This is a genomic window from Ruegeria sp. BG10, assembly GCF_056538575.1.
Genome location: NZ_JBQFTI010000001.1, coordinates 1,233,843 through 1,260,074, shown reverse-complemented (window position 1 = coordinate 1,260,074; position 26,232 = coordinate 1,233,843). Strand labels below are relative to the sequence as shown.

27 protein-coding genes and 1 tRNA gene are annotated in these 26,232 nt (G+C 58.9%); 16 read left to right on the top strand and 12 right to left on the bottom strand.

Annotated elements, in window-relative coordinates; translation table 11 throughout:
* Positions 1-7 precede the first annotated feature (7 nt).
* The 8 genes from sufB to ACR0D8_RS06195 all read left to right on the top strand — a co-directional run bounded on the left by sufB (position 8) and on the right by ACR0D8_RS06195 (position 6,242).
* Complete coding sequence (gene sufB, locus ACR0D8_RS06230) at positions 8-1,528, top strand: Fe-S cluster assembly protein SufB (RefSeq protein ID WP_480645273.1); 1,521 nt, start codon at positions 8-10, stop codon at positions 1,526-1,528.
* Positions 1,528-1,731, top strand: coding sequence for a hypothetical protein (locus ACR0D8_RS06225; RefSeq protein WP_475160751.1), 204 nt, complete (start codon positions 1,528-1,530; stop codon positions 1,729-1,731). The genes sufB and ACR0D8_RS06225 overlap by 1 nt, the downstream gene beginning before the upstream one ends.
* Before the next feature lie 51 nt (positions 1,732-1,782).
* Positions 1,783-2,538 (top strand): Fe-S cluster assembly ATPase SufC, encoded by a 756-nt coding sequence (gene sufC, locus ACR0D8_RS06220; RefSeq protein ID WP_480645271.1) that lies wholly within the window; start codon positions 1,783-1,785, stop codon positions 2,536-2,538.
* Positions 2,538-3,818 (top strand): Fe-S cluster assembly protein SufD, encoded by a 1,281-nt coding sequence (gene sufD, locus ACR0D8_RS06215; RefSeq protein ID WP_480645269.1) that lies wholly within the window; start codon positions 2,538-2,540, stop codon positions 3,816-3,818. The genes sufC and sufD overlap by 1 nt, the downstream gene beginning before the upstream one ends.
* Positions 3,818-4,303: a YIP1 family protein gene (locus ACR0D8_RS06210; protein WP_480645267.1), complete on the top strand. Its 486-nt coding sequence runs from the start codon at positions 3,818-3,820 to the stop codon at positions 4,301-4,303. Before sufD ends, ACR0D8_RS06210 begins: the two co-directional genes overlap by 1 nt.
* Positions 4,300-4,866, top strand: a complete 567-nt coding sequence (locus ACR0D8_RS06205) for a YIP1 family protein (RefSeq protein ID WP_475160747.1) — start codon at positions 4,300-4,302, stop codon at positions 4,864-4,866. The genes ACR0D8_RS06210 and ACR0D8_RS06205 overlap by 4 nt, the downstream gene beginning before the upstream one ends.
* A 12-nt stretch (positions 4,867-4,878) precedes the next feature.
* On the top strand, positions 4,879-6,099 hold the full coding sequence (locus ACR0D8_RS06200) for a cysteine desulfurase (protein ID WP_480645266.1): 1,221 nt from the start codon (positions 4,879-4,881) through the stop codon (positions 6,097-6,099).
* 66 nt (positions 6,100-6,165) lie between these two features.
* Positions 6,166-6,242: transfer RNA gene (locus tag ACR0D8_RS06195), tRNA-Arg, on the top strand.
* Positions 6,243-6,385: 143 nt separating this feature from the next.
* Here the strand turns inward: ACR0D8_RS06195 and mepK are convergent.
* On the bottom strand, positions 6,386-6,955 hold the full coding sequence (gene mepK / locus ACR0D8_RS06190) for a peptidoglycan L,D-endopeptidase MepK (protein ID WP_475160744.1): 570 nt from the start codon (positions 6,953-6,955) through the stop codon (positions 6,386-6,388).
* A 352-nt stretch (positions 6,956-7,307) separates the two neighbouring features.
* Between mepK and ACR0D8_RS06185 the strand changes: the two genes are divergently transcribed.
* From ACR0D8_RS06185 to ACR0D8_RS06170, 4 genes are read left to right on the top strand one after another with little or no spacing between them, the layout of a single operon-like run.
* On the top strand, positions 7,308-8,912 hold the full coding sequence (locus tag ACR0D8_RS06185) for a L,D-transpeptidase family protein (RefSeq protein WP_480645263.1): 1,605 nt from the start codon (positions 7,308-7,310) through the stop codon (positions 8,910-8,912).
* A gap of 35 nt (positions 8,913-8,947) precedes the next feature.
* Positions 8,948-10,039, top strand: a complete 1,092-nt coding sequence (gene lpxD / locus ACR0D8_RS06180; RefSeq protein WP_480645261.1) for a UDP-3-O-(3-hydroxymyristoyl)glucosamine N-acyltransferase — start codon at positions 8,948-8,950, stop codon at positions 10,037-10,039.
* Between the two features lie 32 nt (positions 10,040-10,071).
* Positions 10,072-10,329, top strand: a complete 258-nt coding sequence (locus tag ACR0D8_RS06175) for an acyl carrier protein (protein ID WP_170760709.1) — start codon at positions 10,072-10,074, stop codon at positions 10,327-10,329.
* A gap of 9 nt (positions 10,330-10,338) precedes the next feature.
* A complete protein-coding gene (locus tag ACR0D8_RS06170) occupies positions 10,339-11,547 on the top strand; it encodes a beta-ketoacyl-[acyl-carrier-protein] synthase family protein (RefSeq protein ID WP_475160737.1) in 1,209 nt (402 codons plus the stop codon).
* A 65-nt stretch (positions 11,548-11,612) separates the two neighbouring features.
* On the opposite strand, the gene ACR0D8_RS06165 is transcribed toward ACR0D8_RS06170, so the two are convergent.
* Entirely contained in the window at positions 11,613-12,206 is a 594-nt protein-coding gene (locus tag ACR0D8_RS06165; protein ID WP_480645260.1) for an invasion associated locus B family protein, read from the bottom strand.
* Between the two features lie 426 nt (positions 12,207-12,632).
* Here ACR0D8_RS06165 and ACR0D8_RS06160 point away from each other — a divergent pair, with 426 nt between their 5' ends.
* Positions 12,633-14,174, top strand: coding sequence for a helicase HerA-like domain-containing protein (locus ACR0D8_RS06160; RefSeq protein WP_480645258.1), 1,542 nt, complete (start codon positions 12,633-12,635; stop codon positions 14,172-14,174).
* An 11-nt stretch (positions 14,175-14,185) separates the two neighbouring features.
* Here ACR0D8_RS06160 and ACR0D8_RS06155 read toward each other — a convergent pair whose 3' ends face one another.
* The 8 genes from ACR0D8_RS06155 to ACR0D8_RS06120 all read right to left on the bottom strand — a co-directional run bounded on the left by ACR0D8_RS06155 (position 14,186) and on the right by ACR0D8_RS06120 (position 21,160).
* Positions 14,186-14,437, bottom strand: a complete 252-nt coding sequence (locus ACR0D8_RS06155) for a hypothetical protein (RefSeq protein WP_480645256.1) — start codon at positions 14,435-14,437, stop codon at positions 14,186-14,188.
* A 185-nt stretch (positions 14,438-14,622) separates the two neighbouring features.
* Positions 14,623-15,936: a branched-chain amino acid ABC transporter permease gene (locus ACR0D8_RS06150; RefSeq protein WP_480645255.1), complete on the bottom strand. Its 1,314-nt coding sequence runs from the start codon at positions 15,934-15,936 to the stop codon at positions 14,623-14,625.
* The gene (locus ACR0D8_RS06145) at positions 15,933-16,943 is read right to left on the bottom strand and encodes a branched-chain amino acid ABC transporter permease (RefSeq protein ID WP_480645253.1); all 1,011 of its coding nucleotides are present in this window, start codon (positions 16,941-16,943) and stop codon (positions 15,933-15,935) included. Before ACR0D8_RS06145 ends, ACR0D8_RS06150 begins: the two co-directional genes overlap by 4 nt.
* 198 nt (positions 16,944-17,141) lie before the next feature.
* On the bottom strand, positions 17,142-17,471 hold the full coding sequence (locus ACR0D8_RS06140) for a hypothetical protein (protein ID WP_475160723.1): 330 nt from the start codon (positions 17,469-17,471) through the stop codon (positions 17,142-17,144).
* Between the two features lie 285 nt (positions 17,472-17,756).
* Complete coding sequence (locus ACR0D8_RS06135) at positions 17,757-18,230, bottom strand: hypothetical protein (protein ID WP_480645251.1); 474 nt, start codon at positions 18,228-18,230, stop codon at positions 17,757-17,759.
* A 5-nt stretch (positions 18,231-18,235) separates the two neighbouring features.
* Positions 18,236-19,066 carry an ABC transporter ATP-binding protein gene (locus ACR0D8_RS06130; RefSeq protein WP_475160718.1) on the bottom strand — a complete coding sequence of 277 codons (831 nt, stop codon included), beginning with the start codon at positions 19,064-19,066 and terminating at the stop codon, positions 18,236-18,238.
* Positions 19,063-19,851, bottom strand: coding sequence for an ABC transporter ATP-binding protein (locus ACR0D8_RS06125; protein WP_480645249.1), 789 nt, complete (start codon positions 19,849-19,851; stop codon positions 19,063-19,065). Before ACR0D8_RS06125 ends, ACR0D8_RS06130 begins: the two co-directional genes overlap by 4 nt.
* 127 nt (positions 19,852-19,978) lie before the next feature.
* Positions 19,979-21,160 carry an ABC transporter substrate-binding protein gene (locus tag ACR0D8_RS06120; RefSeq protein ID WP_480645247.1) on the bottom strand — a complete coding sequence of 394 codons (1,182 nt, stop codon included), beginning with the start codon at positions 21,158-21,160 and terminating at the stop codon, positions 19,979-19,981.
* A 167-nt stretch (positions 21,161-21,327) separates the two neighbouring features.
* On the opposite strand from ACR0D8_RS06120, the gene ACR0D8_RS06115 reads away from it, so the two are divergent.
* Together ACR0D8_RS06115 and ACR0D8_RS06110 are read left to right on the top strand one after the other, a co-directional pair.
* Complete coding sequence (locus tag ACR0D8_RS06115) at positions 21,328-22,425, top strand: PQQ-dependent sugar dehydrogenase (protein WP_480645246.1); 1,098 nt, start codon at positions 21,328-21,330, stop codon at positions 22,423-22,425.
* 32 nt (positions 22,426-22,457) lie between these two features.
* A complete protein-coding gene (locus ACR0D8_RS06110; RefSeq protein ID WP_480645245.1) occupies positions 22,458-22,868 on the top strand; it encodes a hypothetical protein in 411 nt (136 codons plus the stop codon).
* Positions 22,869-22,872: 4 nt separating this feature from the next.
* On the opposite strand, the gene ACR0D8_RS06105 is transcribed toward ACR0D8_RS06110, so the two are convergent.
* Positions 22,873-23,877 carry a GlxA family transcriptional regulator gene (locus ACR0D8_RS06105; protein WP_475160707.1) on the bottom strand — a complete coding sequence of 335 codons (1,005 nt, stop codon included), beginning with the start codon at positions 23,875-23,877 and terminating at the stop codon, positions 22,873-22,875.
* A gap of 169 nt (positions 23,878-24,046) precedes the next feature.
* Between ACR0D8_RS06105 and ACR0D8_RS06100 the strand changes: the two genes are divergently transcribed.
* Positions 24,047-25,417, top strand: a complete 1,371-nt coding sequence (locus ACR0D8_RS06100) for a class II 3-deoxy-7-phosphoheptulonate synthase (protein ID WP_480645243.1) — start codon at positions 24,047-24,049, stop codon at positions 25,415-25,417.
* Positions 25,418-25,466: 49 nt separating this feature from the next.
* Here the strand turns inward: ACR0D8_RS06100 and ACR0D8_RS06095 are convergent, their stop codons facing one another.
* Complete coding sequence (locus ACR0D8_RS06095) at positions 25,467-26,141, bottom strand: PAS domain-containing protein (RefSeq protein WP_480645242.1); 675 nt, start codon at positions 26,139-26,141, stop codon at positions 25,467-25,469.
* Positions 26,142-26,232: the final 91 nt, after the last annotated feature.

Below are 26,232 nucleotides of genomic sequence, written 5' to 3'. Positions count from 1 at the left end.
GTGTCTTATGGCCGCTTTGGACCAGACCCAGGTAAAAGAAGGTGTCGATCAGGAAACCGTGGATGCGGTGCGCGAGGTCGGGACCTATAAATACGGCTGGGAAACCGAGATCGAAATGGAATACGCGCCCAAGGGCGTGAACCCGGATATCGTCCGTCTGATTTCGGAAAAGAATGAAGAGCCGGAGTGGATGACCGAATGGCGCCTGTCCGCGTTCGAGCGCTGGACGAAGATGGACGAGCCGAACTGGGCGATGGTCAACTATCCCGAAATCGATTTTCAGGACCAGTATTACTATGCCCGGCCCAAATCGATGGAGGAAAAGCCGAAGTCGCTGGATGAGGTCGACCCCAAGCTGCTTGCAACGTACGAAAAGCTTGGTATCCCGCTGAAAGAACAGATGATTCTGGCGGGCGTCGAAGGCGCTGAGGATGCACCGGCAGAGGGTCGCAAAGTGGCTGTCGATGCGGTGTTCGACTCGGTTTCGGTCGGCACGACGTTTCAGGATGAACTGAAAAAGCACGGCGTGATCTTCTGTTCGATCTCCGAGGCGATCAAGGAACACCCTGAACTGGTCAAGAAATACCTGGGCACGGTGGTTCCGGTTTCGGACAACTTCTATGCGACGCTGAACTCGGCCGTGTTCTCGGACGGCTCGTTTGTCTACATCCCGCCGGGCGTGCGCTGCCCGATGGAACTGAGCACATATTTCCGCATCAACGCAGAGAACACCGGCCAGTTCGAGCGGACGCTGATCATCGCCGACAAGGGGTCTTACGTGTCCTATCTGGAAGGCTGCACTGCACCTCAGCGGGACACGGCGCAACTGCACGCGGCCGTGGTCGAGATCATCGTCGAAGAAGACGCCGAAGTGAAATACTCGACCGTTCAGAACTGGTTCCCCGGCGATGAAAACGGCAAGGGTGGTATCTACAATTTTGTGACCAAGCGCGCCGATTGCCGGGGCGACCGATCCAAGGTGATGTGGACGCAGGTTGAAACCGGATCGGCCGTGACCTGGAAATACCCGTCCTGCATTCTGCGCGGTGATGACAGCCAGGGCGAGTTCTATTCGATCGCCATTACCAACAACTATCAGCAGGCCGATACCGGCACCAAAATGGTGCATCTGGGCAAGAACACCAAGTCGCGGATCGTCTCCAAGGGGATCAGCGCGGGCAAGGCGCAGAACACGTATCGCGGCCTTGTCTCGATGCACCCCAAGGCGAAGAACAGCCGCAACTATACCCAGTGCGACAGTTTGCTGATCGGCGACAAATGCGGGGCCCATACGGTGCCGTATATCGAGGTCAAGAACAACTCCAGCCGGGTCGAGCACGAGGCGACGACATCCAAGGTGGATGACGACCAGCTGTTCTATTGCCGCCAGCGCGGAATGGACGAGGAAGAGGCCGTGGCGCTGGTCGTCAACGGGTTCTGCAAGGACGTTTTGCAGGCCCTTCCGATGGAATTTGCGATGGAAGCGCAACAGCTTGTCGCGATCAGCCTCGAAGGTTCGGTTGGCTGATGGCGCGTACGCCTCGCAAACACGTCCAAAAGGATGATGCTCTGACCTGGGCGGGCTACGCTCTTCCGGTATTGGGCGGGTTGCTAGGCGTCGTCTATGTCAACATCAATCATATGGACTTCATCAACCCAGTCTGGGCGGTAGGCGGCGGAGCGATCCTTGGATGGGTTGTTGCACGCGTGATCCGCAAGTTGTGGGGATAGGATATTACCCGGGCGGAAGGACGCTCATTGCGTTATGCAAAAGGACAAAAAATGCTGGAAATCAATAACCTGCACGTGAAACTTGAGGAAGAAGAGAAAGAAATCCTCAAAGGTGTCGATCTCACGGTCGAGGCCGGCAAAGTGCACGCAATCATGGGGCCGAACGGCTCGGGCAAGTCTACGCTCAGCTACGTGCTATCGGGTCGCGACGGCTATGAGGTGACCGAAGGATCGGCGGAACTGGAAGGCGAGGACCTGCTTGAGATGGAGCCGGAAGAGCGCGCCGCAGCCGGCATCTTTCTGGCGTTCCAATATCCGGTGGAAATTCCCGGTGTGGGCAACATGACCTTCCTGCGCACCGCCGTGAACGCACAGCGCAAGGCGCGTGGAGAAGACGAACTTTCGGCTGCCGATTTTCTGAAAGCCGTCCGTGCGGTGGCGAAGTCGCTGAAGATCGACGCGGATATGCTCAAACGACCGGTGAACGTAGGGTTCTCGGGCGGCGAAAAGAAGCGCAATGAGATCCTTCAGATGGCGATGCTGGAACCCAAGATGTGCATTATGGACGAGACGGATTCCGGCCTCGACGTGGACGCGATGAAACTGGTGGCGGAAGGTGTGAACGCGCTGCGCGACGAAGGGCGCGGATTCCTTGTCATCACCCACTATCAACGTCTGCTGGACCACATCAAACCGGATGTCGTGCACATCATGGCGGATGGCCGGATCGTCAAGACCGGTGGCCCCGAGCTGGCGCTTGAGGTTGAAAACAACGGTTATGCCGACATTCTGGCCGAGGTGAACTGATGGCGCTGCCCGAAGTCAAACAAACCGCGACCGAGGCACGGCTGTCCAATCTGGTCATGCCGGACGCAGGATGCACCCGTGCCGCGCGTGAGGATGCGCTGGCCCGCGTGCTGGAAATGGGTCTGCCCGGCCGGCGGGACGAGTATTGGAAATACACCCGCCCCGAGACACTGATTGCACCTGAGGCGCCTCGGGCGGCTCTGTTCCATGCGGATGAACCGATGCTGTTCGGTGGTCTGGACCGATTGAAAATCGTGTTCATTGATGGCGTGTTTAGCCCGGAAGACTCGGATGAGCTGTCGCTTGAGGGCGTTGCGATCGACCGGATCGAGGATATCTGCTGCAAGGACATCCACTGGGCCAAGGAACTCTACGGTGTGCTTGAGGCACGGGGCCAGACCCCGGTGCAGCGGCCATTGGCAGCCCTGAACACGGCGTTCGCGGCGGATGGGGTGGCGATTCATGTCACCGGGAAACCCAGCAAGCCGATCAGCCTGATCTACCGCCACGCATCGGAAACGTCGGACGCGATGCTGCACCATATCGTGCGGGTCGAAAGCGGTGCCGAAGTGACCATTCTGGAGAACGGACCGGCGGCCTCGCGCTTTAACAAGTGCATGGAGATCGATATCGCCGATGGCGGTACGCTGCATCACGTGCGTGCGCAGGGCAGGGATCACGAACGCCGTGCGGCGACGCATATGTTCACCCGGCTGGGCCGCGAGTCGATCTATAAGTCCTTCACGCTGACCGTGAACGGCGTGTTGACGCGCAATGAGCAGGTCGTCGAACTGACCGGTGACGATGCCGTTGCGCATGTGGCCGGTGCCTGTGTCGGCGATGGTGACTTCCACCACGACGACACCGTCTTTGTGACCCATGATGCGGTGAACTGCGAAAGCCGTCAGGTGTTCAAGAAGGTTCTGCGCAACGGCGCGACCGGCGTGTTCCAGGGCAAGATCCTGGTCAAGGAAGGCGCGCAAAAGACCGACGGCTATCAGATCAGCCAGTCGCTGTTGCTGGATGACGACAGCCAGTTTCTGGCCAAACCGGAACTTGAAATCTATGCCGATGATGTGGCCTGTTCGCATGGCTCGACCTCGGGCGCGATTGACGAGACGGCCTTGTTCTACCTGCGGTCGCGGGGGGTGCCAGCCAAGGATGCCACCAACATGCTGACTTTGGCCTTTCTGGCCGAAGCCGTGGATGAAATCGAGGACGAGGCCCTGGCCGAGGCCATGGTGGACCGCCTGGAAGGCTGGCTCTCGCGGCACATCTGATGCCGGTGACTTCGGATATCGTGGCCACCTATCGGGGGCCGGGGCGGGTCGTGCGCCGGCTTCTCGACCTTGGCCAGCGCGAGGACAGGGCGCTTATCTTTGTGATGGGGTTCTGTGTGGTTGCCTTCATTGCGCAACTGCCGGGCCTGGCCCGCCGCGCGCATCTGGAAGGGCTTGAGCTGAACATGCTGATGGGCGGCGCCTTGTTGAGCACGGTTATTTTCCTGCCACTGATATTCTACCTGTTTGCGTTTCTGTCCTATGGGATCGCGCGTCTGGTGGGCGGGCAGGGCACTGCATACGGTGCGCGGCTTGCGCTGTTCTGGGCGCTCTTGTCCTCGACACCGCTGGTCTTGTTGAATGGGCTGGTCGCCGGGTTCATCGGTCCCGGACCGCTGCTATGGTGGGTCGGGCTGATCTGGACGGCGGTGTTCGTCTGGTTCTGGCTGGCCGGACTTGTGCAATCGCAAAGGGCGTCGGAATGAACGTTGCTTCGTTTGGAAATCTGGCTGTTCAGACCCTGACCAACCCGGCCGAGACCGCCCGTCAGTTGCTGGCCCTGCGTCCGGGGCGCGAGGTTCTGTGGCTGGCCTTTGCGCTGGCTGTTGTCCTGAATGGTCTGGTTCAGATCGGAATTGATCAGCTTATACCCGTTCCGGAAGGGCAGGCCGCTCCGCCGCCGGATTCGGTGTTGCTGAATCTGGTGCGATCCGCCGGGGCCATGCTGCTGAGCATCGTGGCGTTTCTGTTTGTCGGGCGTCTGCTTGGCGGTGTCGGGGCGTTTGCCGACATCATGATCCTGACGGTCTGGTTGCAATACCTTCAGATCGCAGCGCTGTTCATCACGCTTGTCGTCGCCATCGCGCTTCCGTTCCTGATGCTTTTGCTGCTTCTCGCCACTGCCGTGCTGAGCCTTTACGTCACACTGCATTTCCTGAATGAGGCCCATAAGTTCGGATCGCTGTGGAAATCCTTTGCGGTCATCATGCTTTCTGCCCTTGTGGCAGTGCCATTTGTCCTCGCATTGACGCCCAGCGCCCCGGTATAGGGAAAGAAGACCATGTACGACGTGCAAAAAATCCGTTCAGATTTTCCGATCCTGTCGCGGCAGGTCAACGGCAAACCGCTGACCTATCTGGACAACGGGGCCTCGGCGCAAAAGCCGCAGGTTGTCATTGATGCGGTAACACGCGCCTATGCCGAAGAATACTCGAACGTGCACCGCGGCCTGCACTTCCTGTCCAATCTGGCGACCGAGAAATATGAGGCCGTCCGCGGCACGGTTGCCCGGTTTCTGGGCGCGGCAAGCGAGGATGAGATTGTCCTGAACTCGGGAACGACAGAGGGGATCAATCTGGTTGCTTATGGCTGGGCTATGCCCCGCCTGCAGGCCGGGGACGAGATCGTCCTGAGCGTCATGGAACATCACGCCAACATCGTGCCCTGGCATTTTCTGCGCGAACGGCAGGGTGTCGTGTTGAAATGGGTGGATGTGGACGCGGATGGCGGGCTTGACCCGCAGGCCGTGATTGATGCGATCGGACCAAAGACCAAACTGGTTGCTGTGACGCAGTGTTCCAACGTTCTGGGGACCGTGGTGGACGTCAAGGCCATCACTCAGGGCGCGCATGCAAAAGGCGTTCCTGTGCTTGTGGATGGCAGTCAGGGGGCCGTGCACATGCCGGTCGACGTGTCGGATATCGGCTGCGATTTTTATGCAATCACCGGACACAAACTGTATGGTCCGTCCGGATCCGGCGCGATCTACATCAAGTCCGAAAGGATGGCCGAAATGCGCCCCTTCATCGGCGGCGGCGACATGATTAAAGAGGTCAGCAAGGATCAGATCATCTACAACGATCCGCCGATGAAATTCGAGGCCGGAACCCCCGGCATCGTTCAGGCCATCGGACTGGGCGTTGCGCTGGATTACATGTCGGATCTGGGGATGGAACACATTGCCGCGCATGAGGCCGGAATACGCGATTACGCGATGCAAAGGCTCACGGGGCTGAACTGGGTACAGGTGCAAGGCACACGCCCGGACAAAGCGGCGATTTTCAGCTTTACGCTGGACGGGGCCGGTCATGCCCATGATGTGTCGACGATTCTCGACAAGAAAGGTGTTGCCGTGCGCGCAGGTCATCACTGCGCCGGACCGCTGATGGATTTCTTTGGTGTGACCGCCACCTGCCGCGCCAGCTTTGGGCTTTATAACACCAAGGAAGAGGTCGATACGCTGATTGACGCGCTGGAACTGGCGCATGAACTCTTTGCGTGAAACCGGGCGTTTCTGGTCAGATTTGCAGTTGCACCCGGACCGGAACAAGGTTAGCTAACGGCCAAGGCACCTGTAGCTCAGCTGGATAGAGCGCTGCCCTCCGAAGGCAGAGGCCAGAGGTTCGAATCCTCTCAGGTGCGCCATATTCCTGTCAGTCCACCAGCTTCCGATCCCGTCGGAGATGACGTCTGTTCATAGACGTGGCGGTCAGACTTCCGTTGCCTTCGCCCCAAAAACAAAGAGCGCCGGGTGGCGCTCGTCGTTGACTGGAATTGGAACGGGCGTGTCAGCCGCCCCAGGACCTGACCACGCCGCAGTCCATATGTACAAAGTTTGAGCGGGAGTATTTGCCGACGCCGCCGGCGCGGCAAGACATGGCTGCCTTGGCCATCTGGGATACCGAGCGGGAGGACAGGCGAAGATCAGCGGCCTGACCTTTCATGTGCAACGAGTTTTTGGCAACCCGACGCGACCGGGATCTCAGCATCGCGTTGGTCTGCGGGGAGCGATAGCCGGACAGCAGCATGTAGGGTTCGTTGACATCCAGCAGATTGTGCGAGGCGGCCATGATGTCGATGGTGCGCAGGTCCATGTCCTTGACCTGATCGGTCCGCCAATCGCGCATGAAGTGGTTCACTTCTTTGACAGCGTCCTTGATGTATTTTCCATCGACCCAATATATCATGTCGATCCGTTCGCCCGTGCGACCGGAATACATACGAATGCGTCGGATATCGCCACCGCCGCGAAGGAACCCTGCTGCATTGGAATAAGTCGGTGCGGCCACGACTGCCGTAGCTGCGAATGCGCCCAATAGGGCACGCCGGGTCAGGCCCGAGGTACTGCACTTCGTCATTTCTGTTTCGTCCCGTACTGTTCCTGCCTGCACACGATGTTACGCGCGCGATCTTAATTTTTTCCCATCCCAGATGCGGGATTTATGACACAGAGGCGAAAGGCAGCCAAGAAGTCTTTCATATTCACCATTTCAAGGGGGAATTTTCGGCAGATTTTTGCGCAGGTGATGCAAATGGGTATAATCTTTAGACAATTACGTGTCGGCCCGATTCAGCCGATGCAAACAAGCATCACGCGCGGACATAAGCGCAGAATTGAAGCATTTGTGAATAGACATTCTGCGTGGCGCGAAACCATAGTTATCGACGCAATACAAACGACGTAAGATATTGAATAGTCAAGGCCATCAAATGCTCTCTGTTTTTCGGACGCGTACCAGTACCCTCGTCGCCGCATGCTTTTTCGCCGCGGCATCCGTTGCCAGTGCCGAAACCAGGCCAGCGACCGCATTCCAGATGGCCGTTGCCGAGTTTGCGCCGACAGGCTCGGGGATTGCCGAATTCTACCGGACCAGCGGGTTTGCGCCGGTTTGGGTGGGGACCACGCCCGAGCATCAGGCCCGGCGCGGTAGATTGATCCGAGCCCTGTCGACAACGCATATGCACGGGCTGCCCGGCGGGTCCCACAACGTTCAGGCGCTTTTGGATCAGATGCAGACCGCGCGTACAATGCGCGATCTGGGCGCGGTCGAGATCAAGTTGACCCGAGCTTTTGTCGAGTACGCGCGCAGTCTCCAATCCGGCGCTTTGCGTCCTTCGGATATCGACGACGGGCTGGTTCGCAAGGTTGAACGGACCCCGGCCAAAGACCACTTGCAGGGGCTGATTGCCACCGAAAACGCCGCGTATTTCGATCAGCTGGCCCCGCAATCGACCCAGTATCGGGCGTTGATGAAACAGAAGATAGCCCTGGAAAACCTTGTGCAGCAAGGGGGGTGGGGTGCGACCGTTCCGGTGTCCAAGCTGGAATATGGCGATACCGGACCCAACGTCGTTAAGCTGCGCAACAGGTTAGTTTCCCTGGGATACCTCAAACCGACGGCCAGCCCGAAATTCGATGACGCGCTGTTGTCTGCGGTACAGGCCTTTCAGGTGGATCACGGTCTGGAACCGGATGGCGTTGCCGGGCAGGGAACGATCACAGAACTTAACCGAAGCGCATCCGAGAGGCTGAAGGCAGTCTACGTTGCGCTGGAACGCGAGCGTTGGCTGCCGCGTGACCGAGGTGACCGGCACATTCTGGTCAACCAGGCCGACTTCTCCGCCAAGATCGTCGATGACGGGCAGGTGACCTTCGAAACGCGCGCGGTGATTGGCAAGAACACACATGACCGGCGCAGCCCCGAGTTCTCGGACGAGATGGAGCATATGGTCATCAACCCAAGCTGGTATGTCCCAAGGTCGATTATCACCAAGGAATACTTGCCCAAACTGCAGTCCAATCCCAACGCGGTCGGCCATATTCAGATCACGGATCGCTCCGGTCGTCAGGTCAATCGCGGTGCGGTCGACTTTACCCAGTTCGACGCCAGGAACTTTCCTTTCGCGATGCGCCAGCCGCCCAGCAAAAGCAATGCGCTGGGGCTGGTGAAGTTCATGTTCCCCAACAAGTACAACATCTATCTGCATGATACGCCTCAGAAAAACCTGTTCGCGCGCGAGGTGCGTGCGTTCTCGCACGGGTGTATCCGTTTGGCGCAGCCGTTTGAGTTCGCCTACGCGCTGTTGGCCAGACAAGAGGAAGACCCTAAGGCGTTCTTTCACCGCGTTCTGGCCACCGGCAAGGAAACGACCGTGCAGCTTGAACAGCATGTTCCGGTTCATCTGATCTACCGCACGGCTTATATCGGGCCAAAAGGTCAGGTTCAGTACCGCCGCGATGTTTACGACCGGGATCGGAAAATCTGGGAGGCCCTGCAGAAAGCAGGGGTGGCCCTGCCGGACGTTCAGGGGTAATCACCGGGGCACGTCCTTAAACCGGGAAGCCCGTCATGCAGTATACTATTCAGCAAATTGCCGAAGCGCTCGGTGCCGAAAGCCAGGGCGATGTGGACCTGATCATCGAACGGGCGGCAGAACCTGCGGATGCAGGTGCATCGGACCTCGCGATGGCCATGTCCCCGAAATACGCCGAAGCGCTGAGTGCCGGGTCGGCACGGGCGGCGGTCCTGTGGGAAGGCGCGGATTGGCAGGCGCTGGGGCTGAAGGCTGCGATCTTTGTTCCGCGGCCGCGTATGGCCATGGCCGGGATTACGTCGATGCTGGACCGGGGACAGGGGGTCGCGCAGGGGATTCACCCATCGGCAGTGGTCGACCCGACCGCGAATATTGGCGAGGGCGCATCCATTGGGCCGCTCGCGGTCATTGGCGCAAGGGCGCGGATCGGCAAGGATGCCGTCATCGGGGCGCATTGCGTGATTGGAATGGACGCTGTGCTGGGGGATGGCGCGACGCTGCGCGAGATGGTCAGCATCGGAGCGCGGGCGCAAATCGGCGACCGGTTCATCGCTCAACCCGGCGCTCGAATCGGCGGTGACGGCTTCAGCTTTGTCACGCCCGAGGTATCGGGGGCCGAAAACGCGCGCAAAACCCTGGGCGATCAGGGCGAGGCGCGCGCGCAAAGCTGGCTGCGTATTCACTCGCTGGGCGCGGTGGAGATCGGCGATGACGTCGAGGTGGGGGCAAATTGCACCATCGACAACGGCACGATCCGCAATACCTGCATCGGCAACGGTTCCAAACTGGATAACCTTGTGCATGTCGGCCACAACACCCGCGTTGGGCAGGATTGTCTGCTGTGCGGCCAAACCGGCGTGTCCGGATCGGTCGAGATCGGCAACAATGTCGTTCTGGGCGGTCAGACCGGCGTGGTGGACAATATCTTTATCGGCGACGGCGTTATCTCGGGCGGAGGCACCAAAATCCTGTCCAATGTTCCTGCGGGACGGGTGATCATGGGCTATCCGGGCATCAAAATGGAAACCCATACAGATGTCTACAAGGCCCAGCGCCGGTTGCCGCGCATGGCACGTGACGTAGAGGCGTTGAAAAAGGCTGTTTTCAAACAGCCTCCGAGTGATTAAATCACACTCAACGTGATAATCAGAGGATCGACATGAGCATCACCGACCGCGTCATCGCAATCATCGCTGAGCAGGCCGTGCTGGAGCCTTCGGATGTGACGCCCGAAAGTACGCTCGAAGATCTGGGCATCGACAGTCTGGGACTGGTCGAAAGCATCTTTGCCATAGAAGAAGAGTTCGACATTTCGGTGCCGTTCAACGCCAACGAACCAACGGCCAGCGATTTCGATATCTCAAATGTTGCTGCCATCATCGCGGGCATTGAAAAGCTTGTGTCGGAAAAGGTCTGACCTAAGCTGATGAAACGCGTTGTCATTACCGGGGCCGGGACGATCAACTCGCTGGGCCATTCCGTTCCCGATACGCTGGAGGCTATGCGCGAAGGCCGCTGCGGCATTTCCGAGCTTGAGTTCCGTGATGTGGACCGGCTGGCCATCAAGATCGGCGGCCAGGTGCGTGGGTTCGAGGCCGAAGGGCGGTTCAACCGCCAGCAGATGACCCTGTATGACCGGTTCACCCAATTCACGCTGACTGCGGCGAAGGAAGCGATTGATCAGTCGGGGATCGAGTTTCACGGTGACCTTGCGGCCCGCTCCGGCGTTGTGCTTGGCACTGCGGGTGGCGGCGTGTCCACCTGGGACGACAATTACCGGTCTGTGTACGAGGACGGCAAGAACCGCGTTCACCCGTTCGTTGTGCCCAAGCTGATGAACAACGCCGCAGCCAGTCATGTGTCGATGGAGCATAATCTGAAAGGTCCCAGTTTCACGGTTTCGACGGCCTGCGCGTCTTCGAACCATGCCATGGCGCAGGCTTTTCAGATGGTCCGTAGCGGAGCCGCACCCGCGATGATCACAGGCGGATCGGAATCCATGCTGTGCTTTGGCGGTGTGAAGGCCTGGGAAGGTTTGCGCGTCATGTCCAAGGATGCTTGCCGCCCCTTCAGCGCCAACCGCAATGGCATGGTTCAGGGTGAAGGCGCGGGTGTGTTTGTATTCGAGGAATACGAACATGCGCGGGCGCGCGGCGCGGACATTCTGTGCGAAGTGGTCGGATTTGCGATGTCGTCCGACGCGTCAGACATCGTAATGCCAAGCAAGCAAGGCGCGTCGCGGGCCATGTCGGGCGCGCTGGCCGATGCCGGGCTGAACGCGGATCAGGTCGGATATATCAACGCCCATGGCACCGGAACGGCAGCAAACGACAAAACCGAATGCGCGGCGGTGGCCGATGTGTTCGGACCGCATGCGGACGATCTGATGATCTCGTCCACAAAGTCCATGCATGGCCATCTGATTGGCGGCACCGGCGCTGTGGAGTTGCTGGCCTGCATCATGGCGCTGCGTGACGGTGTAATTGCCCCGACCATCGGCTATGAAGAACCGGACCCGGAATGCGCGCTGGACGTGGTGCCGAACGATGCCCGCGAAGCCAAGGTCGATGTGGCGCTGAGCAACGCGTTTGCCTTTGGCGGGCTGAACGCGGTTCTGGCCCTGAAACGCGTCTGAAGCAGGACAGTTGGAAATGAAAAACGCCGCCGGTTTTAATCGGCGGCGCTTTTTGTTTCGGTAGGTCAGTTCTGATTGGCGACCAGCCCGTCGAAACCGGACGTGAAGCCAGACAGCGACATCTCCATCTGCAGGACCTGATCCGGGAACCGCGCAGGCACCAGCGACAGGACGGCCTTGCTGCCGGCTTTCATGGCGTCAATGTCGCCCTGGCTGAGCCCCAGTTGCGCGACGCACCCAACCGGCACACAATGGTGATAGTTGTAAAGTTTGCGCGGTGCCCCATCAATCGACAGCGCAAGCTGAGCCTGCAGCAGCGTTTCCAACGGTACGATCACGTTGGCCCAAGCCACCGCTGCACCTCCCGCAGGAAGCTTGCCAATGGTCACCTCGGCAATGGGTTCTCCCTGTTGGCCGTTCAGAATCTGCACCATCGCGCAAGGATCGTCGCCTTCTTCAGCCTTGATACAGGACACGTCCCAATCGCCCGACTTTTCCTTGACGAATTGCTCGCCGATGCGGGGGCCTTCGCTGCCCAGATCCAGGCCGCTGTCGGCGGATTGCGACGGGGTTTCCTCGGTCTGAGTTTCCTGGGCGCTTACGGCACCGCAAATCAACGCGGCTGCCATTACGGTGGATGGTAGGAGTTTCTTGATCATGAATGCCTCGGCAGTGTGACAGAGCTTTTTGCCCGGTCTATCACCCTTGGATCATGGTGTCAGTCATTAAGCAGCGTGAACATGTGGAAGTGAACGGATTCTTGCCGTCGACCGTCGCAACTCGGCAACGAAAAAGGGAGCCGGTGGAGCGGCTCCCTTCCAGAAAATGTTCTCCCCGTCGGACTGGCCGACTTAGTTATGCGCAGACGTTACGAGAGGGGAGCGCGGCGGTCAACTGCAAACCTGAAATTTTAATGACACGACCAGCGTTCCTTAAAAAAACCGCGCCCGAAGGCGCGGCCAGTCGACAGGGAGGAAGTTCGCCGCCTTGCACCTTGCGCCGCGAAGGCAGCGAAAATGACTATCGCAGTTAAAGGTTAACTTTGTATGCTGGGGGCAGATCGGTGAAATTAAGGCCTTAGATACATGGACAAAAACATCTTTCTGGGCGGTGCAGGTGAAGACTATAGCCAGCCTCAATCCCTTGCTTTGAACTATGCCAACAGACACGGCCTGATCGCCGGCGCCACTGGCACGGGGAAGACCGTGACCCTGCAAATTCTGGCCGAAGGGTTTTCGCAGGCCGGTGTTCCGGTCTTTCTGTCTGACGTCAAAGGTGACCTTTCCGGATTGGCCAAAGCCGGCAGCGAAAACCACAAGCTGCATCAGGCGTTTCAGGATCGGGCTCAGCGTATCGGATTTCAAAACTACGACTATGCCGCCTGCCCGGTGACGTTCTGGGATTTGTTCGGGCAGCAGGGGCACCCGGTCAGAACCACCGTGACCGAGATGGGGCCGCTGCTGTTGTCGCGCCTCATGGACCTGAGCGAAGCGCAGGAGGGCATTCTGAACATCGCCTTCCGCGTTGCGGATGAAGAAGGTATGCCGCTGCTGGACCTGAAGGATCTGCAAGCCTTGCTGGTTTGGATCGGGGAAAACCGCGCCCAGCTGTCCTTGCGCTATGGCAATGTCTCAACCGCATCAATCGGGGCGATCCAGCGGCGTCTGCTGGTACTGGAAAATCAGGGTGGCACCAATCTGTTTGGCGAACCGGCGCTGGAACTGGCCGATCTGATGCGGCTCGACGAAAACGGGCAGGGGATGGTGAATATTCTGGCCTCCGACAAGCTGATGGGGTCGCCGCGCCTATACGCGACGTTCCTTTTGTGGCTGCTCAGCGAGTTGTTCGAGGAACTGCCCGAGGTGGGCGATCCCGAAAAACCCAAGCTGGTCTTCTTCTTTGATGAAGCTCATCTGTTGTTCGAAGGCGCGCCAAAGATTTTGGTCGATAAGGTCGAGCAGGTCGCGCGTCTGATCCGGTCCAAGGGCGTTGGCGTCTATTTCATCTCGCAGAACCCGGCGGATATCCCCGAGGATATTCTGGGGCAGTTGGGCAACCGGGTTCAACACGCGTTGCGCGCCTTCACTGCGCGGGACAGAAAGAACCTGCGTCTTGCGGCCGAAACCTATCGGGAAAACCCGGCTTTCGACACCGAGGCCGCTATCCGTGAGGTTGGTGTGGGTGAGGCCGTGACCTCCATGTTACAGAAGAAGGGCGTGCCGGGAATCGTCGAACGCACGCTGATCCGGCCACCGGGGTCTCAGCTTGGTCCGATCACGGCCTCCGAACGGCAGGCGGTCATGGCTGCCTCTCCGATGAAGGCAAAATACGGCACGCTGAAGGATCGAAAATCCGCGTTCGAGATCCTCAGGGCGCGTGCCGATACAGCCGCGCAGGAGGCGGCAAAAGCGGAAGAGCAGGAAGAGGCCCTGTCTCTGGCCGAACGCGAATTCGCCACCGCGCGCCGGTATTCCGGCAGCAGGGTCGGGCGGTCGTCGTCGCGCGTGTCACGTCAGAAAGACACGTTTGCAACGGCTATGAGTCAGGCGGTCATCAAAGAGCTGAAGGGCACCACAGGACGCCGGATCGTGCGCGGCATCCTTGGGGGCTTGTTCAAAAGCCGGTAGCCCCGAACGCACTACTTCAGGCGGCGCTGGCCTTCCTGACGACAATAGGCATCGGCCTCGGGGACCGTCATACTGGTCGCCGGAAAGTTAATGGCCCGGTCCCAGGTCACGCGGTCCTGACGGTACAGCTGACAGGTCACTTCGCCCTTGGGGGTCTGCACTGTGACGGGCGCTGTTTCCAGATCCTCGGGTGAGGGGATGCATCCGGTCAGAACTGCTGTCAGGGGAAAAAGCAGGAGAGTCTTGGCAGTGGTAGGTTTCATGATTGGTGCTCATTTTACTGGTTAACTATTTGGTCGACGAAGATCGGCAAATATGGTGTGAGAGTGCGCCGAGCATCGCCTGATTACAGGTAAGCGTTGTGAATCCGTCTATTCACAATCCTGATTCTAATCAAGAAACCGCGCCGTTTTTGCGGCGCGGTTCAGGCAATTGATTATTTTCTGATCTATTTCTCGGGGATCAGTCCCCTAGGACTGAATCTGAGAACAATCAGCAGGATCAGGCCCATGGTGAACAACCGCATATGCGCGGCGCTTCCAATCAGGTGAGCCTTCAGCGCGCTTCCATCGGGCAGACCAATGGTGATCAGGTTCATCAGCCAAAGGCCAATGGGTTCAACCTGAACCCAAAGAAACCAGATCAGGAACGCGCCCAAAACCGCGCCGAAATTGTTGCCCGATCCGCCCACGATCACCATCACCCAAACAAGGAAGGTAAAACGCAGCGGCTGGTAGGCACTGGGGGTCAACTGACCGTCCAGCGTGGTCATCATTGCACCGGCGATGCCGCAGATGGCCGAGCCCAGCACGAAGATCTGCAGGTGGCGGCGGGTAACGTCCTTGCCCATGGCTTCGGCTGCAACCTCATTGTCGCGGATGGCGCGCATCATGCGGCCCCACGGGCTTTTGAGCGCCATCTGCGCCATCCACAAAAGCGCCAGCAGCACGATCAGGAACAGCAGCGAATAGCCCAGCTTGACCGACAGGGTCGAGGCCGTGACCGGGTCCAGCCCGAACCACTCGGCACGGGCGATAAAGCCGGGATCTTTCTGCAACTCGACCTCGTATCCGACAACAGGGGCCGGGCGCGGAATGCCGTAAACATTCTTGACGCCCCGGGCCAGCCAGTCTTCGTTTTTAAGGATGGCGATGATGATCTCGGCAATTCCCAGCGTGGCGATTGCCAGATAGTCCGAACGCAGGCCCAGGGCCGTCTTGCCGATCAGCCAGGCCGCCCCGGCGGCCAGCAACCCACCTGCGGGCCAGGCAATGAGGACAGGCAGATTCAGACCACCAATGTTGCCTTCCACGGCCGGGTTGATGGCCTCGACCGCGGCGGCGTTGGGATCAAATATCGCGCGGTAGACAAAGAAGCCGACAATCAGAATGCCAATGATCGATAGGGTCTGCACCCGGCCTTTCGGCAGTTTCTGCGCCACCAGAACGGCGCCGACAACGGTTGCGGCCCCCAGCATCAGGGCGAGAACAATGCCATACCCGCCGGAAGACCACGCTCCGGGTGTCGGCGGGGTCGAAACCAGCACAACCGCCAATCCGCCCAGCGCAACAAAGCCCATGACACCAACGTTGAAGAGGCCAGCAAAGCCCCATTGCAGGTTCACCCCGATCGACATGATGGCCGAGATCAGCCCCATGTTCAGGATCAGAATCGCGGCGTTCCAGCTCTGCGTAAATCCGGTCAACAGGATCAGGCCGCCGACAACGGCAAAAAGCAGCGTGTTTTTGACGGACTCGGTCATACCGCTTTCCCCTTGAACAGGCCCGTGGGCTTAAACAGAAGCACGATCAGCAGGATGACAAAGCTGACGGCGAATTTGTAATCGGTGGACAGGAACTGCACCAATCCCGACGGGGCCAGGTTTTCCGGTGCGACATAGGTCAGAACCTTCTTCCACGCATAGGTGATCGTGACCTCGGAAAAGGCGATGATGAAGCCGCCCGCGATGGCCCCCAGCGGGTTGCCAAGCCCGCCTACGATAGCCGAGGCAAAGATCGGCAGCAGAAGCTGGAAATAGACGAACGGCTTAAAGCTCTTGTCCAACCCGTACAGCACGCCGGCAGTGGTGGCCAAGGCCGCAACGATGATCCAGGTGATCATCACCACACGCTCGGGGTTGATGCCGGACAGCAGCGCCAGATCTTCGTTATCCGAATAGGCGCGCATCGACTTGCCGGTGCGGGTCTTGTTGAGGAACCAGAACAGCAGCGCCACGGCAACAACGGCAACGACGACCGTGATCGCCTGCGACGTTCGGATGGCAAGCCCCTCGTTCAGACCGGTCATGGTCTTGAAATCCCGCGCTGAAATCAGAAACCGCACACCATCGGAAAACCGCTGGTCGTCCGGGCCGATGATGAACCGCACCAGACCGTTCATGATGAACATGACGCCCATGGAAACGATCACTAGAATGACCGGTTTCGCCTTCTGCTCGCGGTAGAAACGGTAAACCAGCCGGTCGGTGATCAGCACCAGAACAATGCAGCCCAGGATGGCAAAGGGCAGGGCCAGCAGAGCGGTCGGCAGCGGGCCGAAGCTGACCCCAGCGGCCTGTAGCCCCCAGGTGACCAGCACGGCGATCATCGCGCCAAAGGCCATCGTGTCGCCATGGGCAAAATTGGAAAACCGCAGGATTCCGTATATCAGGGTCACCCCCAGCGCCCCCAGAGCCAGCTGACTGCCATAGGCAACCGCCGGCACAAGGACGAAATTCGATAGCGCGACGAGCGCGTTCAGTAGATCCATTATTTCTTCTCACTGTCCGGGTGCGACCTTATGGCATGACGATCCCTGCGGGCACAACATTTCGGGCCCGGATTAAAGCCATATTTTTCTGCTGTTTGCGAAAAAGAACCACGAAGAACTTGGGTGTCGCGGAACAGTTCCCGGTTTCGGCGCGCGCCAGCAATTTCTGCCGCACGCCCAGGTGGATCAGCCGGGGAATCAGGCGGCTGTTTCGGTGCACATTCCGTGATCGGTACCGGCGTGCGGACCCTTGACCGACAGGTCATAGGACATGTCACCAAAGTGGACGACGAAGGTCATGACGTCCTGATCTTCGATATGAACAAATGTCATGTTGCCGACGCCCTTGAATACCATTGCATCACCCGCAATGTCCTTTGTCTCGATACTGCCCTTGTCCCCTTCGGGTGCCCGGTTGAGGCGGACTTCGCTGCCGTCGCGATCCGAGACGCAGACAAAGTGACGTTCTTCCGCGGTTGCGGTCGTGGCGAACAGCGTGGCGACCGCCACACACATCCATTTTTTCATTTTTGTGTCCTGAATAGTGTATTTCATTCAGAAGGTTCGCTGATTTCGCGGAGAAAGCGTGTGCAATCCCGGGAAATCGTTTCCTTCATTCACGCCCGCTAAACGCACAATGTGTCCGGATTGCAGCCGAGGCGTGGAAATCTTGGGATGGAGGACATTGAGTTTAGGTCCAGGAAGTTGGTCATGCGCGCCTCTTCTAGAGGGCCAATGTTACCTACCGGCTATAGGCGATTGTGGGAACAAGGACAAAGTTGGAGAGCGCCACAATGGCGTTAAGGAAGTCCACTAGTTTACGACCTCGCATGAACCGTATTGATGGGAAGTTCCGAAAGCAGTCGACAAGTGTTTGGAGGAATTGATCTCTAGCGTCTTCAGATCAACGGAAGCTACCAATACTGCATCGTCGAAACCAGTTGCGATTACTGTCGCGACTCTACCCAGTTTAACGCCATCAACGCCGCTGTGCCGAGCAGACTCGATCCAAGTGCCTCTTATTACTACAGTTTCGGTTGCCTCGAAGGAGAGCGCGGATTCTGCGAACGCACTAAGTGCTATTTCAACCTTGCTATCCATACTTGAGCATTCCCCACGGTCGCAAGACTCTGAAAAAATACAGTTCAAAACAGTTCCACCGTTGGCAACTATTTCCTTGGCAACACTGGAGATTTCTGCCTCGGACGCCTGTACTGGGGTATGTAAGGATACGCATGCGGTTAGAAGCAATGCTTTGCTTAAAGTTGCTGAGAACGGTTTAGCCATAGCACTTATCCGCCCAGAAAACTCTTCCGAACCTCGGGATCAGCCAGCAGTTCCTTGCCCGTGCCGGTATAGGCGTTGCGTCCCTGCACCAGAACATATCCCTTGTCGGCAATCTCCAGCGCCTGGCGGGCGTTCTGTTCGACCATCAGGATCGGTAGACCGGTGCGCGAGACCTCGATGATCCGGTCGAACAGTTCATCCATCACGATGGGTGAGACGCCGGCCGTTGGTTCGTCCAGCATCAGCACTTTGGGCTGGGTCATCAGCGCGCGGCCCACGGCGACCTGTTGGCGCTGGCCGCCGGACAATTCTCCGGCTGCCTGGTTCCGCTTGTCGCGGAGGATGGGGAACAGGTCATAGACCTGCTCCATCGTCTGGCTGATGTCGTCGCGGCGGATGAAGGCGCCCATCTCAAGGTTCTCTTCCACCGTCATCGACGTGAAGATGTTCGAGGTCTGGGGCACAAAGCCCATCCCCCGCATCACCCGGTCTTGTGGCGTGAGGGTGGTGATATCCTCACCGTCCAGCCGAACCGACCCGGCGCGGACGTCCAGCATCCCAAACACAGCCTTCATCGCAGTAGACTTACCGGCGCCGTTGGGGCCGACGATCACCGCAATTTCACCTTTGTCGACGGCAATGGTGCAATCGTGCAGAATGTCCGGCCCTTTGCCGTAGCCGCCGGTCATGGTGTCACCGATCAGAAAGGGGCCGCCTTCCACGCGGTGCGTTTCGCCGCTTTTGCGGTGGGCGGGTGTCATCGTGCCGATACCCGCGGTATTGGTGATCGAGGCGTCCTTGTTGCCCTTGTCGTCCTGATAGGGGTTGTCGGTCACGCGCCCGCCTCCAGCTTGTCCTTGTTCTTCAGGCCGGTGCCCAGATAGGCCTCGATCACGTGTTCATTGGCCTTGATCTCATCCAGCGTGCCTTCGGCCAGAACCTTACCCTCGGCCATACAGATGACCGGGTCGCAGATCTTGCCAATGAAATCCATGTCATGCTCGATGACGACGAAGGTATAGCCGCGTTCCTTGTTCAGCCGCAGGATCGTGTCGGCGATGGTCATCAGCAGGGTGCGGTTCACGCCTGCGCCGACCTCGTCCAGAAACACGATCTTGGCGTCGACCATCATGGTGCGGCCAAGTTCCAGCAGCTTTTTCTGACCGCCCGAAACCTGACCGGCCTTGTGATCCGCCAGATGTTCGATGGTCAGGAATTCCAGAACTTCATCGGCCTTGGCCTTGAGCGCGCGTTCTTCATCGGCGATGCGCTTGCGGCCAAACCATGTGTTCCACAGCGATTCCCCCGATTGAGCACCGGGCACCATCATCAGGTTTTCGCGGCAGGTCATCGACGAAAACTCATGCGCGATCTGGAAGGTGCGCAGAAGGCCCTTGTGAAACAGATCGTGCGGGGGCAGGCCGGTGATCTCTTCGCCATCCATGAAGACGCGTCCGCTGGTGGGCGGCAAAACCCCTGCGATCACGTTGAACAAAGTGGTTTTTCCGGCCCCGTTCGGCCCGATCAGGCCGGTGATCGAGCCCTTTTGGATTTCCAGCGATGCCCCGTCCACCGCGTGAAAACCGCCGAAATGCTTGTGCACGTCTTCGACGACGATCATCTTTTCCCCTAGCCGCCGTTTTCGGCGTTGTTGTTTTCCCATCCCCCGGAGAGGTGCGGTCTTTTTTCATCGAAACAGCCCGGGCACAAGGCCCGGGCTGCTTGTTTTTATGACGTTTAACGTCGGATCAACGGAAATTGACGGTTTTGTTCTCGCCGTCGGTGACTTCGATCTCGCGATAGGAACCCGCGCTTTCACCGGGGCCGATCAGCTCAACGCCCGAAGCGCCGACATAGTCGATGTCCTGACCCGCGGCCAGCAGTTCCAGGCCCTTGGCCAGCTCGCCGGGATAGATCTTTTCGCCCGGTTCGTTGGCAACGTCCATGATCTTCGCGCCATAGTCGGCAGGGTTGGTGGACCCAGCCGCCTGCATCGCCAGCATGAACAGGGCTGCGGCGTCATAGGATTCCGGCGAGTAGGGCGACGAGCCGTCAAAGCCCGCGGCTTCGGCCATGGCAAAGTACTTCTCGGCACCTTCGCCACCCGAACCGGCGATCTGACCGAACGAGCCGTTCAGGTCGGGGCCGACATTGGCAGGCAGCGAGTCACCGATCATGCCGCCGGGCAGACCGAATGTGTCAAACGCACCGCTGTCCAGCGCCGACTGGATGATGCCCAGACCGCCCTGATCCAGATAGCCTGCAACGACCAGAATGTCGCCACCGGCCGAGGCCAACGCGCCCACTTCGGCCGAATAGTCGGCCTTGCCGTCTTCGTGCGCGGCAACGATGGTGACTTCACCACCCGCAGCCTCGAAGGACGACTGGATCGCATCCGCCAGACCCTTGCCATAGTCGTTGTTGGTGTAGGTCAGTGCGATCGAGCTAATGCCGCGATCGTTCAGGATGTCCGCCATCACCTGACCTTCACGCGCGTCCGACGGGGCGGTGCGGAAGAACAGGCCGTTGTCTTCCATGGTCGACAGGCCGGGCGAGGTCGCCGAAGGCGAGATCATGACCATGCCGTTCGGGATCGCGACGTTTTGCAGGATCGCACCGGTCACGCCCGAGCAGTCGCCGCCGATCAGGCCGGCCACACCGTCGGCGATCATGCGTTCGCCGTTCGAGGTTGCCAGACCGTTGTCGATGCACCCGGTATCCGCGCGCGACGCTGTGACGGTCGTGCCGTCCAGCAGCTTGCCGGATTCCGAGACTTCGGCCATCGCCAGTTCGGCACCCGAACCCATGGCCGGGGCCAGCGATTCAATCGGGCCGGTAAAGCCAAAGAGGACGCCAAGCGTGACATCTTCGGCCATTGCGGTGCCGGACAACAGAGCGGTTGCTGCAGTTGCTGTAAGCAGCTTTTTCATTAGGTTACTCCCTTATTGGAACGTCTTCGTTCTGGGCACGACCCTAGGCAAGCTGCCTGAAAAAGAAAAGTCCTAACGCAATTGTGTTTTTGTCCCCCACAATCCTATTTGTTTTGTAGGGTTTGTCGCCGTGTTCCCTGAAGAACGACCCGCAACTGGAGGCCCCCATGTTAAGAGCCATTGTGATTCTGATCCTCACCCTGAGCGCCGGTCTGGTCAGGGCGGATGTTCTTCAAACTTCCGCTGGTCCTGTGCGTGTAACGCCAATGGTCGAAGGGCTGGATACCCCCTGGGCAATCGGCATCCTGCCCGGTGGGGCGTTTCTTGTTACCGAGCGTGACGGAGAGATGCTGTTCATCGCAGACGGGCAGGCCAAGCGCGTCAAGGGTCTGCCCAAAGTGGCGGCGAACGGGCAGGGCGGTTTGCTGGATGTGACCGTCGCGCGTGACTTTGCGCAGAGCCGTGAGATCTTCCTGACCTTTTCCAAACCCCAAAGAGGCGGCGCGGGCACCGCGCTTGCCGTCGCCCGCCTGTCGGACGCGGGCGACAGGCTGAACAACTTTCGTGTCATATTCGAGGCCGTGCCTGGGGGCACAACCGGCCGTCACTTTGGCTCGCGGGTGGTCGAGGCCAATGACGGCACGTTGTTCCTGACCATTGGCGACCGCGGCGACCGGCCGTCAGCGCAGGACAGGTCGAACCATATGGGATCGGTGATCCGCGTTAATCGCGACGGGACGGTGCCCGCCGATAATCCGTTTGTCGGAAACGCGGATATCCGCCCCGAGATCTGGTCCTTCGGGCACCGCAATCCGCAAGGGGCGGGCTTGGACGGGCGCGGCCGCTTGTGGATTTCCGAACATGGGGCCAGAGGCGGCGACGAGGTGAACCTGATCCGGCCCGGCCGGAATTACGGATGGCCCGTGATTTCCTATGGCGTTCATTACTCGGGTCAGAAAATTGGCGAAGGCACATCCAAACCCGGCATGGAACAGCCCGAGTTCTATTGGGACCCGTCCATCGCTCCTTCGGGGCTGCTGGTCTATTCGGGCAAGCTTTGGCCCGAATGGAGGGGCGATATCTTTGTCGGGTCACTCAAATTCGACTACATCTCGCGGCTTGCTGGCAACCCGTTGCGAGAGGTCGAGCAGATCAAGGGCCCGGAAACCGAACGCGTGCGGGAAATAGTAGAAGCCCCGGACGGGTCGATCTGGTTCATTTCGGTTGGGCAGGGCGCAGTTTACAGAATGTCTCCGCAGACCTAGAACGTTGGTACGACAACTTAACGGGGTAGTTCATGAAAAACATTCTCGCCGCTGCGCTGTTTGCAGTCAGCGCATTGCCTTCTGCGGCAGATGAAGCCTTCGCGACATATGACGATTATGAGGAATATGTTGAGAAGAAGATCAAGAACCGGGAATTTTCGAATATCATCCTGCGGTTAGGGGGCGCGGATGAGTATACGGAAGAACAACTAAGGCTTGCCCAGAACCAGTTGCGCGACGTCGTTCCGTTTTACCTCACCGATTCCGCCATTATTAAGCGTGTCGAGCTTGAAAACGGCTTCTCTCATGAATTGCGCGCGTTCTGGAACGACAAGAACAGTTACTTTTACTACTACGCTTTGCTGCATGACCGCGAAGACGGCGTTCTGGTCCTGCGCTTTACCATGAACACAAGTTCCGAAGTCCTGTTCAAGATGTTCTGATCGGTCAGACCGACAACCGCCCGCCCTGCGCACCACGCTCACGATAGGGCGTGGTGTTGTAGTGCGCGCGGTAGCATTTCGAAAAATGCGACGGGCTGGCAAAACCGCAGGCAAGGGCCACGTTGATTACGCTCATATCCGTCTGCATCAGCAGGTTGCGCGCCTTGTGCAGCCGCAGTTCCATATAATAGCGCTTTGGCGACCGGCTGAGATAGCGGCGAAACAGCCGCTCCAGCTGCCGGGTCGACATGCCGACATCCTTGGCCAGGATCGAGGGCGAGATCGGCTCTTCGATGTTCTTTTCCATCATCAGGATGACCTGGCTCAGCTTTGGATGGCGCACGCCGATCCGGGTTGGGGTCGACAGGCGTTGCGTGTCCTGGTCGGTGCGGATGGACGAATAGATCATCTGGTCCGCGACGGCGTTCGCAAGGTCTTCGCCGAAATCGTCCGCGATGATTTTCAGCATCAGGTCGATCGAGGACGTCCCGCCAGCCGTTGTCATTCGGTTGCCGTCGATCTGAAAGACCGATTTTGTCAGTTCCACCTCATCGAATTCTTCGACGAAACTGTCCGAATTCTCCCAGTGGATCGTGGCGCGCTTGCCGTCCAGAAGCCCTGCCTTGGCCAGCGTATAGGCCGCCGTGCAAAGCCCGCCGATGCGCAACCCGCGCCGCGCCTCGCGGCGGACCCAGTTCAGAACCCGCTTGGTCGTCGCCCCCTGAACATCCACGCCGCCGCAAATAAGGACAACCTCGTCGCGCTGAAGCTCGACAAGGTCCGAGTCTAACTGAAAGGTGGTTCCGGCCGAACAGCTGACGGTTTCACCGCCTTCTCCTGCCAGCGTCCAGGAATACAATTGCCGATCCGCCATCCGGTTCGCGATCCGAAGGCTGTCCAGTGCCGATGCAAACGACAGCAAAGAGAATTTGTCCAGCAGGACAAATACGAAGTTTTTCGGGTTGGCCGCAGTGTCTTCCACCGTGACAACTTGGCGTTGCTCTTGCATGGCGAGGTGTCCTTGATTCGCCGCATTGTGACGTGACGTCCCGCGACTGATTTGGCAGCCACCATGATCAAAGCTTGTTTCCGGCGTCAAGAGGCGCAAATCGCATATGGTCAGTCTTCATTGCATTTTGTATAGAGACGACCTGACGACTTCAGCGGAGATCAAAGCTATGACCGAATGGCAAAAAACGAACTGGCGCAACAAGCCCCGGGTTCAGATGCCAGACTATACCGACGCGGCCGCTCTGGCCAAGGTCGAGGCTCAGCTTTCGCAGTATCCCCCGCTGGTCTTTGCTGGCGAAGCACGGCGTCTCAAGCAACTTCTTGGTGCCGCCGGTCGCGGCGAGGCCTTCCTGCTGCAGGGCGGGGACTGTGCTGAAAGCTTTGAACAATTCAGTGCGGATGCGATCCGTGACACGTTCAAGGTGATGCTGCAGATGGCGATGGTGCTGACCTATGGCGCCAAGGTTCCGGTGGTCAAGGTGGGCCGCATGGCTGGCCAGTTTGCCAAGCCGCGCAGCGCGCCGACCGAGGTTGTGGATGGCGTGGAACTGCCCAGCTACCGCGGTGACATCATCAACGAACTGGCCTTCACGCCCGAAGCGCGCATTCCGAATCCCGGCAAGATGCTGCAGGCCTATACTCAGGCTGCGGCAACGCTGAACCTGTTACGCGCTTTCTCGACCGGCGGATTTGCCGACATGAGCATGGTACATTCGTGGACTTTGGGGTTCACGGATGAGCAGGACGTTCAGAAGTATTCCGAAATTGCGGATCGCATTCAGGACACCATCGACTTCATGAATGCCGCCGGGATCACGGCGGACACCACGCATGAATTCTCGACCGTTGAATTCTACACCAGCCACGAAGGGTTGCTGCTGGAATACGAAGAGGCGCTGACCCGTCTCGATTCGACTTCCGGTAACTGGCTGGCCGGGTCCGGTCACATGATCTGGATCGGCGACCGTACCCGTCAGCCGGACGGCGCACATGTGGAATTCTGCCGCGGCGTTCTGAACCCGATCGGCCTGAAATGCGGCCCGACGACCACGGCAGAGGACCTCAAGGTTCTGATGTCCAAGCTGAACCCGGAAAACGAAGAGGGGCGTCTGACCCTGATTGCACGTTTCGGCGCAGGCAAGGCGGCCGAACATCTTCCGCGCCTGATCAGGGCGGTCAAGGAAGAAGGCGCCAAGGTCACCTGGGTCTGCGATCCGATGCACGGCAACACGATCAAGTCGGCCACCGGCTACAAGACCCGCCCGTTCGACTCGGTTCTGCGCGAGGTGCGCGACTTTTTCGGCGTTCATCAGGCCGAAGGCACCATCCCCGGTGGTGTGCATTTCGAAATGACCGGTCTGGACGTGACCGAATGCACCGGCGGCGTCCGCGCCGTGACCGAAGAGGATCTTTCGGATCGTTACCACACAGCCTGCGACCCGCGCCTGAACGCAACGCAGTCGCTGGAACTGGCGTTCCTGGTTGCGGAAGAACTGACTACCCTGCGCCGCAATGGCAGCAAACGGGCTGTCAGCTAAGTATTGAACCTATCGAAAAGAGAAAGGCGGGCTGCGTGCCCGCCTTTTTTTAATCGTCCCGCGACACGACCAATCGCAAATGCGAGCCGGGCCGCTTGAACTCGGCCTGGTCCTCGGCGAATTCCGCCATGTTTTCTTGTGCGAGCTTTCGCGGTGCCTGAACGTCGGAAACCGCACGCACACGGCTGTCCGGGATTGTGAACCGTCGGGGTGTCGCGCCGATTGTGCCGTCACTGACCATCACGCCCAGCACGCGGCTGATGTCGCCCAGATCGCTTTTCAGGGGCAGCAGGATCATTCGCGCCTGCATTTCTGTCCGCCCCAGCTTGCCCGAAGACACTAGCCCCAGCTCGGCAATCGAGGGCCGGGCAAAGACTTGTTCCAATAACTCGGTGATCTGCCCGCGTGCGCTGGGTTCAAAAAACGCGGTCAGGGGCATGCCGCGCACCTCCATGCCCGCCAGTTTGTTCAGATGACTTCCTGCCAGACGGAACCTTGCCAGCCCCGGGGCGATGCGTTCCAGAACGAATGTGTATTCCAGGATATTCTCAAGCCCGCGCGGATCGATCTGCGACCGCATGGGCACGCCGTCACCTGTCAGCAACGCGGTCCAGTATGCCTCGGCCTGCCGGATGGGCGAGAGGCTGCGCCCACTGTCAAAACGATCCATTGCGACGATCTTTCCAAAGTTTGACCCGGAACCGTTCCCGAAAAAGGTTTTCATTTTCATCACCCTAGCACCAATCGACCGTCATTTTCTTAAAATGCCACATATCCGGGACATCAAGGTCTGACCAGTCCCGTCACGGGTCAGA

Bases quoted from the DNA above. Each gene is read 5' to 3' on its own strand.
- ACR0D8_RS06210 (WP_480645267.1), top strand. From the start codon at position 3,818: ATGCCGGTGACTTCGGATATCGTGGCCACCTATCGGGGGCCGGGGCGG.
- ACR0D8_RS06175 (WP_170760709.1), top strand. From the start codon at position 10,072: ATGAGCATCACCGACCGCGTCATCGCAATCATCGCTGAGCAGGCCGTG.
- ACR0D8_RS06125 (WP_480645249.1), bottom strand. From the start codon at position 19,851: ATGATCGTCGTCGAAGACGTGCACAAGCATTTCGGCGGTTTTCACGCG.
- ACR0D8_RS06200 (WP_480645266.1), top strand. From the start codon at position 4,879: ATGTACGACGTGCAAAAAATCCGTTCAGATTTTCCGATCCTGTCGCGG.
- ACR0D8_RS06115 (WP_480645246.1), top strand. From the start codon at position 21,328: ATGTTAAGAGCCATTGTGATTCTGATCCTCACCCTGAGCGCCGGTCTG.
- ACR0D8_RS06095 (WP_480645242.1), bottom strand. From the start codon at position 26,141: ATGAAAACCTTTTTCGGGAACGGTTCCGGGTCAAACTTTGGAAAGATC.
- ACR0D8_RS06185 (WP_480645263.1), top strand. From the start codon at position 7,308: ATGCTCTCTGTTTTTCGGACGCGTACCAGTACCCTCGTCGCCGCATGC.
- lpxD (WP_480645261.1), top strand. From the start codon at position 8,948: ATGCAGTATACTATTCAGCAAATTGCCGAAGCGCTCGGTGCCGAAAGC.
- ACR0D8_RS06120 (WP_480645247.1), bottom strand. From the start codon at position 21,160: ATGAAAAAGCTGCTTACAGCAACTGCAGCAACCGCTCTGTTGTCCGGC.
- sufB (WP_480645273.1), top strand. From the start codon at position 8: ATGGCCGCTTTGGACCAGACCCAGGTAAAAGAAGGTGTCGATCAGGAA.
- ACR0D8_RS06205 (WP_475160747.1), top strand. From the start codon at position 4,300: ATGAACGTTGCTTCGTTTGGAAATCTGGCTGTTCAGACCCTGACCAAC.
- ACR0D8_RS06155 (WP_480645256.1), bottom strand. From the start codon at position 14,437: ATGAAACCTACCACTGCCAAGACTCTCCTGCTTTTTCCCCTGACAGCA.
- ACR0D8_RS06110 (WP_480645245.1), top strand. From the start codon at position 22,458: ATGAAAAACATTCTCGCCGCTGCGCTGTTTGCAGTCAGCGCATTGCCT.
- ACR0D8_RS06165 (WP_480645260.1), bottom strand. From the start codon at position 12,206: ATGATCAAGAAACTCCTACCATCCACCGTAATGGCAGCCGCGTTGATT.
- ACR0D8_RS06170 (WP_475160737.1), top strand. From the start codon at position 10,339: ATGAAACGCGTTGTCATTACCGGGGCCGGGACGATCAACTCGCTGGGC.
- ACR0D8_RS06150 (WP_480645255.1), bottom strand. From the start codon at position 15,936: ATGACCGAGTCCGTCAAAAACACGCTGCTTTTTGCCGTTGTCGGCGGC.
- ACR0D8_RS06105 (WP_475160707.1), bottom strand. From the start codon at position 23,877: ATGCAAGAGCAACGCCAAGTTGTCACGGTGGAAGACACTGCGGCCAAC.
- ACR0D8_RS06225 (WP_475160751.1), top strand. From the start codon at position 1,528: ATGGCGCGTACGCCTCGCAAACACGTCCAAAAGGATGATGCTCTGACC.
- ACR0D8_RS06135 (WP_480645251.1), bottom strand. From the start codon at position 18,230: ATGGCTAAACCGTTCTCAGCAACTTTAAGCAAAGCATTGCTTCTAACC.
- ACR0D8_RS06145 (WP_480645253.1), bottom strand. From the start codon at position 16,943: ATGGATCTACTGAACGCGCTCGTCGCGCTATCGAATTTCGTCCTTGTG.
- sufD (WP_480645269.1), top strand. From the start codon at position 2,538: ATGGCGCTGCCCGAAGTCAAACAAACCGCGACCGAGGCACGGCTGTCC.
- ACR0D8_RS06140 (WP_475160723.1), bottom strand. From the start codon at position 17,471: ATGAAAAAATGGATGTGTGTGGCGGTCGCCACGCTGTTCGCCACGACC.
- ACR0D8_RS06160 (WP_480645258.1), top strand. From the start codon at position 12,633: ATGGACAAAAACATCTTTCTGGGCGGTGCAGGTGAAGACTATAGCCAG.
- sufC (WP_480645271.1), top strand. From the start codon at position 1,783: ATGCTGGAAATCAATAACCTGCACGTGAAACTTGAGGAAGAAGAGAAA.
- ACR0D8_RS06100 (WP_480645243.1), top strand. From the start codon at position 24,047: ATGACCGAATGGCAAAAAACGAACTGGCGCAACAAGCCCCGGGTTCAG.
- mepK (WP_475160744.1), bottom strand. From the start codon at position 6,955: ATGACGAAGTGCAGTACCTCGGGCCTGACCCGGCGTGCCCTATTGGGC.